Source organism: Halorientalis sp., assembly GCF_028275115.1.
Classification (GTDB): domain Archaea; phylum Halobacteriota; class Halobacteria; order Halobacteriales; family Haloarculaceae; genus Halorientalis.
Map to the genome: position 1 here is coordinate 1 of NZ_JAQCNH010000002.1, position 6,129 is coordinate 6,129.

At 60.5% G+C, this 6,129-nt stretch carries 5 protein-coding genes; 2 read left to right on the forward strand and 3 right to left on the reverse strand.

Annotated elements, in window-relative coordinates; genetic code table 11:
- Window positions 1–70 precede the first annotated feature (70 nt).
- Complete coding sequence (locus tag Q0964_RS00405; protein WP_299262246.1) at window positions 71–1,234, forward strand: glycosyltransferase family 4 protein; 1,164 nt, start codon at window positions 71–73, stop codon at window positions 1,232–1,234.
- Window positions 1,235–1,385: 151 nt separating this feature from the next.
- Here Q0964_RS00405 and Q0964_RS00410 read toward each other — a convergent pair whose 3' ends face one another.
- The 3 genes from Q0964_RS00410 to Q0964_RS00420 are packed head-to-tail and all read right to left on the reverse strand — an operon-like array spanning window position 1,386 to window position 5,166.
- Entirely contained in the window at window positions 1,386–3,185 is a 1,800-nt protein-coding gene (locus Q0964_RS00410) for a hypothetical protein (RefSeq protein WP_299262247.1), read from the reverse strand.
- Window positions 3,182–4,501, reverse strand: coding sequence for a glycosyltransferase family 4 protein (locus Q0964_RS00415; protein WP_299262249.1), 1,320 nt, complete (start codon window positions 4,499–4,501; stop codon window positions 3,182–3,184). Before Q0964_RS00415 ends, Q0964_RS00410 begins: the two co-directional genes overlap by 4 nt.
- A complete protein-coding gene (locus Q0964_RS00420; RefSeq protein WP_299262251.1) occupies window positions 4,498–5,166 on the reverse strand; it encodes an alkaline phosphatase family protein in 669 nt (222 codons plus the stop codon). The genes Q0964_RS00415 and Q0964_RS00420 overlap by 4 nt, the downstream gene beginning before the upstream one ends.
- Window positions 5,167–5,607: 441 nt before the next feature.
- Between Q0964_RS00420 and Q0964_RS18585 the strand changes: the two genes are divergently transcribed.
- Complete coding sequence (locus Q0964_RS18585) at window positions 5,608–5,916, forward strand: DUF8044 family membrane protein (RefSeq protein WP_475405163.1); 309 nt, start codon at window positions 5,608–5,610, stop codon at window positions 5,914–5,916.
- Window positions 5,917–6,129: the final 213 nt, after the last annotated feature.

Below are 6,129 nucleotides of genomic sequence, written 5' to 3' on the forward strand. Positions count from 1 at the left end.
CTAGACGTAACCAGAACGGACAATCTCGACGTTACCGCAACATAGCCACTGTGTAGTCTCATCTACCTATATGAGTGAGACACTTCGCGTCGGAGTCAATGCCCGGACGTTTGCTGTCGAAGAACCCGGCGGGGCCGTGCAGGCGGCGATACAGTTAGTGCGTGCCCTCGAGCACAGAGAGGACACCGAGGTCGTCCTGTTCGGGCATCCACGGGTCCAGCACCGCTTTCCGGAGCTGCCACTCGATACAACCGGCTATATCGTCAACTCACAGTTGTATGGCGCAGCCTGGGAGCGGACCGTCCTGCCGCGCCGGGCGTCGCTAGCGAACGTGGATGTGTTGCTCGCACCAAACGGCAACGGACCGGCACATGAGACGCCATACCCGACGGTTGTCTGGGTCCACGACGTAAACGCCATCCAGGGCCACTCGGCACCAGCTCACCGGCTCTACAGGCGTGCGACGCTCCCGAGAGCGGTCAAAGCAGCGGACGCAGTAACGACGATCTCTACGTTTTCGAAGGACGAGATCACGACGCATCTCCCGGTCGGTCCCGACGACGTCCACGTCGTGCAGAACGGACTGGCTTCGCCGTACCTCGACGCAGCGGGTCGTGACACGACCGATGCATCGACCCAACCCCGCAAGGCCGCAGACGGTGGTCGGCCGCCACTCGACGCGCTCGATATCGACTTGCCCTCGGAGTACGTGCTGTTCGTCGGGTCACTGAACCCACGAAAAAACGTTACCCGACTGCTGGAGGCGTTCGCGTCGCTCAGACGCGATACTGATTTGCCACACGAGCTGGTGCTTGCGGGACCGGCACCGAAGCGCATCTTTCAGCAACTTGACGTTGACCTCGATGAGGACGCCACTACAGCGGTCACAACGCTGGGGTTCGTGCCCGACCGACTACTGCGTTCGCTGTATGCCGACGCAGACGCCTTCGCGTTCCCGTCGCTGTACGAGGGATTCGGGCTGCCACCGCTGGAAGCGATGGCCATGGGGACCCCAGTCGTAACGAGCAATCAGTCGTCGATGCCGGAGGTGTGCGGGGATGCGGCGCGGTTCGTAGATCCTCACGCGGTCGAATCGATTCGGGCTGGCATCGAGGATGTGCTGACTGATGACGCCCTGTCGGCGGAACTCGTTGCACGTGGTCGTGACCGGGCACAGGGATTCACCTGGGACCGCGCAGCCGAGCAGTTCGCCACGGTGGCTGCTGACCTGTAGTAACGGTTGCAGCGATTTACACACCGACCGCACGCCAGTCGTGCGGTCGGATCTGCATTGATTTCCAATGGCTACTACAGTCACGACCGGGAGCTGATATTCTTCGGCAGACGAGTGATGGGGGCCCGCTGAATCTCGCCCTTCGATCCTGTCAGTCTGAGAGTTTGACGAATTTCGAGCGGACGAATGTGCCACAGGTCGGGGGGCCGGAGTTGTAGCTCGGTGATGCCTGTGTATTCGAGGCCCGCCCTGGAACGTACGGACCTGTAGCTGAACGGGTGAGTGAGATGTCAGCACTGTCGAGCACGACAGAGACGTTCTCCGGGCGGGGGTCACCCGTTTCCGGTCGCCACGCACTGAGTATCTGCTGACAGGAGCCGACGCCGTGGGTCGGGTTCCGATAGTTGTTATCGTATGCAACCCACAGGCTCCGTTCGGCACCAATCATGGCACCGGAGTAGTATCGCTCTGCCCACTGGCTAGCGCCAAACTGCGCGTCAGTATGGTGCCCCTCACCGATGACTGTAGTCGTCGGGTCGGTGTACAGGACGTGTGGGTCAATCGCCGCCACCTGTGTCACGATTAACGCGGACAGCAACAGGAGAGCGACAGCAGAGCGTATACCCCCCGGCCGTGACGGTGATGTGGTTGTGTCAGTATCCTCGTCATCTGGAGTGTCACTCAGCAATCGGTACCGGGAAATAATGCTGAGTGTTGGCGGTGTGATAATTACGACGAGGAACAGAAGGATTCGGATGGGGTCAAGCGGGACGACACGACCTCCGACCAGTGAGGCGAAGTAGAGGCCAGAAAAGATCCCGGCCGCACCGACCCAGCCGACTTCCCAGTGTGCCGTTCTGTACCTGGTTAAGATACCGACTGCTGTCACGCCAGCCATTATTGCGAAGACGACCATCGCCGCACGGGAGATAAGCTGTCGGACCGGCACACCGCTTACTGAGAACAGTCCGCCCCCCGACCCAGATTGGACTGGCGACGACGTTTGCTGGCCCTCAAACAGAGACCCGTGAGCCGTCATGACGAGTTCCGTCGTCACTTCTGGGGCGAGAAAGAGAAACACTGCCCCGACCCCGAAGCCGACAAGTCCGGTTCCAAGTAACCCGATACCGACGGGTGACCCGCGCTGGGGGACGACACGATTCACGAGCACGCTCGGCAAGGGGACGCGGTGGAGACTCCCCGCAAGCAGCATACACACCAGAAGGACGGCAAAGAAGACTGATGTCGCGTGGTGCGTCAACGCGAGTCCGGTGATGACGAGTGCCAGCCCTGGCACTGCCCGCTTCGTTTGATTCGTCAGCGAAAGGTAGACGAGCGCGGTAAAGAACAGGAGCACTGCAATGGTCTCGTCGACGAACTTCACCTCGAACACTAGCAGCGTCCGCGTCGACGCTACAGCCATTCCGGTATAGAACGCGATTCGCCGTTTCGCGATCAGTTCGACGCCCGCATAGACCACAAATGGAATCGCAAAAACGAACACCGGAAAGTACTTACAGAGGAAACCGGTTCCGACGCCGCTGAGCTGTTGAAACGCTAGCGCGACGGCGTAGAACTGTGGCCAATCTCCGTCAGCGTCGACGAACTCACCTACCGACGCCCCATCGCGCAACAGGTCGAGCGCTGGAATGGTAAAGGAGTATGCGTCATAACCATACAACCCCGCCTGAAATGGATCCACGACGATCAAAATCGGCAGCAGGGGTGTCGCGAACAGAAAGAATCCCTCCCAGACCGGCGTCAGGTACTCGCGTTCGGCGAGAACGAGCGGCAGTATATATGTCACCAGTACGAGCACGTAGCCAGTCTGTACAGGAACGTACTGCCCACCGCGGAAGACGATGACTGTCGCAGCCAGATACACGACCAGATACAGGACAATCGCGGCGACTGGCGGCGCCCGTGCCCTCGTCTGGCCCGACGCTCTCATTGCTGTGCGGACAGCGGTGTCGATCCACACTGTTCACCCACTGCCGGGAGGCTCTCGGCACCAAGGGAGTCACTCGTCGCCGCGTAATAGGAGAGTAAGCGGTCTACGTGGGCCGCCAGCGTGTATTTGGCCGCTTGTTGGTACGCTGCCCGACTCTCCCGGTCAGGGTTCTGCGTACACACGGAGTTGATAGCCGATGCCAGTGCTTGCGGGGCCTCCGATTCGACGATTCGCCCCGTGGAATCTGCTTCAGCGTCCGGGGTGGTGATGAGTTCTGGAATTCCGCCCATGTCGGTTCCGATTACTGGCGTTGCCCGGGCCAGCGATTCGTAGATAACCATTGGGGAATTGTCGTTCCAGCGTGACGGGACGACAGTCACCGTTGCATCACGGTAGAACTGACTCAGCGCAGCCTCGCTCACGAAGCCATGGAACCGGATTCGGTCGTCGCCTGCCGCCTGCTCTTCCAGTGCTGGCCGAGCCTCACCACGCCCGACAATGTCGACGCGGAGGTCCATCTCGAGGTGTGAAAGCGCGTCGATCAACACGTCGACGCCCTTTGGTTGGGCGAGTTGACCGACGAACAGGACACGTGGGACTGCCGTGACGGTACCCGGCTGCGCCTGGTCGTCCGGTGCAACACCCAATCGGAGGACATTTGTCGGCACGTCATCGAAGAAGCCAGCGGATTCGTGTTTCTCGATCATGAACGCCGACGGTGCGAGCACACGGTCGAGGTACGGTTCGACAACACGCCGGTTGTATGCGCGGAACGGACGCATAAGAGTCTCAAGTTCACGCTGCTCGCCTTCGAGAAACATCCCCGGATCGACGTGGAGGAGTCGGTAGTCATGGAGCGTTTGAACGACCGGTGCCTCGGACGCTGCAGCCCGGAAAATCGACGGCGACAACCCGCCGAAGTTGTGGACGTGGACCACGTCGGGAGCGATGTCGCTGAGCAGTGCCTCGACTTGGTGATGGGTCTGTGGGTTCCACAGGTCAACCATATGCATGAGCGGCTTCTTCCATCGCGGCTGCTCGCGGTAGTCGTATGGGGTGTACAGGTTCCACGGGACGAAGCGATGGACAGTGACGCCATTTTGCCGTTCGGTGAAGTGGCCATCACCGGCCCGCGCGTCCCCCCGTCGGGCTGTCGTGATGACGGATATGTCGTACCCACGGTCTGCGAGTGCCTCCGCGACCGTGCGGACAGATGTTTCGGCCCCACCAATCGTTTCGGGCGGATAGAGGTTGGTGAGAAAGCACACCCGTATGCTCCCGGATGCGCTGTCTGGAGTGATGCGCTCGAGTTTCATTTGTACCCCAGCGCTTCGAGACGTGACTCAACGGTAGCCGCCGATGCCTGGTCCGCGGTCGTCTGAACCGAACGCTCGTCACTGTCATGCTCGCCGGTATCCTCTCCAGTCGTTTCGAGCCACGGTACCGTTCTGAGACAGTCGAAAGGCATCGATTCTGGGTGGCCATAGAGTCCGTACTCACCGAGTGCGTTGCCGTGATCGGAGGTGACGACGACGTTTGGTGCGTCGATGCCACTGAGCAATCGATCGACCTCCTCCAGCGCGTGGAGCAGGTTCGACCTGTATCCATCCCAGACGTCCCGGGAATCGAACTCCCCGTCCTGTAGCCGTTCCCACACGTCACGCTCCGCTGCGGTGGCGAACCCGTCAGTCGCTTTCGGGGTCGACAGTGCAGTCGCTTCGATGAACGGGCAGTGCGGTTGCATGTAGTGGACGAGTAGTCGCTCGTCGCTGTCGATGGCCAGGTCCTCGCTCGCGGCCAGGGCGGCGTCGGTCACGTCAGCCGCCAGCAACGTTCCGTGCGTTTCGTCCCACGAATCCGCCCAGACTTCAGTCAGTTCAGCGAACCAGTCGGCGGTTAGTTCATGTGCCGACCAGGGGTTACCGACGACGTACTGTGTCTCGCCGACTCCATCAACATCCGGGCCGAACGTGCGTCGCATCCACGGTCGTGTCGCACTTTCGAGTGACCGTCTGCTTGTGAGTTGTCCTCGCTGAATGAAATCGAACCGGTCTGGATTCGCCGCCACTACCGAGCGGAACAGGTCGGCACGACACGCATCGAGGACGATAAGCACATCCCACTCAGCATCGTAGATCGACTGCCCGGCCGGACGCAGACGTGACCCTTGCTGTAAGAACTTGTGATACACCGTTTTGGCTGGCACGGAGAGCCCCGAGATACCCTGTTCGTCGACGGCACGGGCGGTCTCGCGGATGAATCCCCGAACATCTGGGACCGGTATATCTGTCCCAGCAATCGGATTGTGCATATCAATCGCTGTACTGCCACATTTATACTGGCGCAGCAAGGTTCGACTAACCGGGGTGCGTTACCTGTGAGAGACCGTGGTGTAGAGTTCCGGTGCCCCTACGTAGGTCATATGCAACCGAGCGTGTCGACCGAGGCCCGGTACACGCGACCACAGCGTGTCTTTCTCCAGCGGCAGTTCGCTGTCCAGGCTGTGGTGCTTCTGGGACTGTCGGCCGCCGGTGTCGCAGAGATTTCGGCATATGTACTCGCGTTGTATGGCGGAATCGTCGTTATAACAGAGGCGACGCTAACCGACGCCGCCCCTTTCCAGTGGCACCACCGTGTTTCGTTGCTGGTCAGAGCTGGCGGAGTCGTTGTGGCCGCCGTCCTTGCACTGGAAGGATTCCGAATCGTACAACAATCGGGGGTACTCGGTTGAAACCCACCGGGCCGTCCCACACACGGTGGGTACTGGTGGCCACGCTGGGTCTCGGAATCCTGCTGTTCACAACGCTTGTTCTGACTGTGTCTAGTTCGGGAGCGCCACTTGACCCGTACAATACTGGTGACGAGGGGACGAGTCGCCTGATAGACGGCCGCCAGACGGAAGCGGTCAGTTCGTTCGACCGGCTGGAATCACCATCGAAGACGG

What these genes read in the sequence shown, in the direction of transcription:
- Q0964_RS00410 (WP_299262247.1), bottom strand. Translation starts at nt 3,185, where the DNA reads ATGAGAGCGTCGGGCCAGACGAGGGCACGGGCGCCGCCAGTCGCCGCG.
- Q0964_RS00420 (WP_299262251.1), bottom strand. Translation starts at nt 5,166, where the DNA reads ATGCGACGCACGTTCGGCCCGGATGTTGATGGAGTCGGCGAGACACAG.
- Q0964_RS00415 (WP_299262249.1), bottom strand. Translation starts at nt 4,501, where the DNA reads ATGAAACTCGAGCGCATCACTCCAGACAGCGCATCCGGGAGCATACGG.
- Q0964_RS00405 (WP_299262246.1), top strand. Translation starts at nt 71, where the DNA reads ATGAGTGAGACACTTCGCGTCGGAGTCAATGCCCGGACGTTTGCTGTC.
- Q0964_RS18585 (WP_475405163.1), top strand. Translation starts at nt 5,608, where the DNA reads ATGCAACCGAGCGTGTCGACCGAGGCCCGGTACACGCGACCACAGCGT.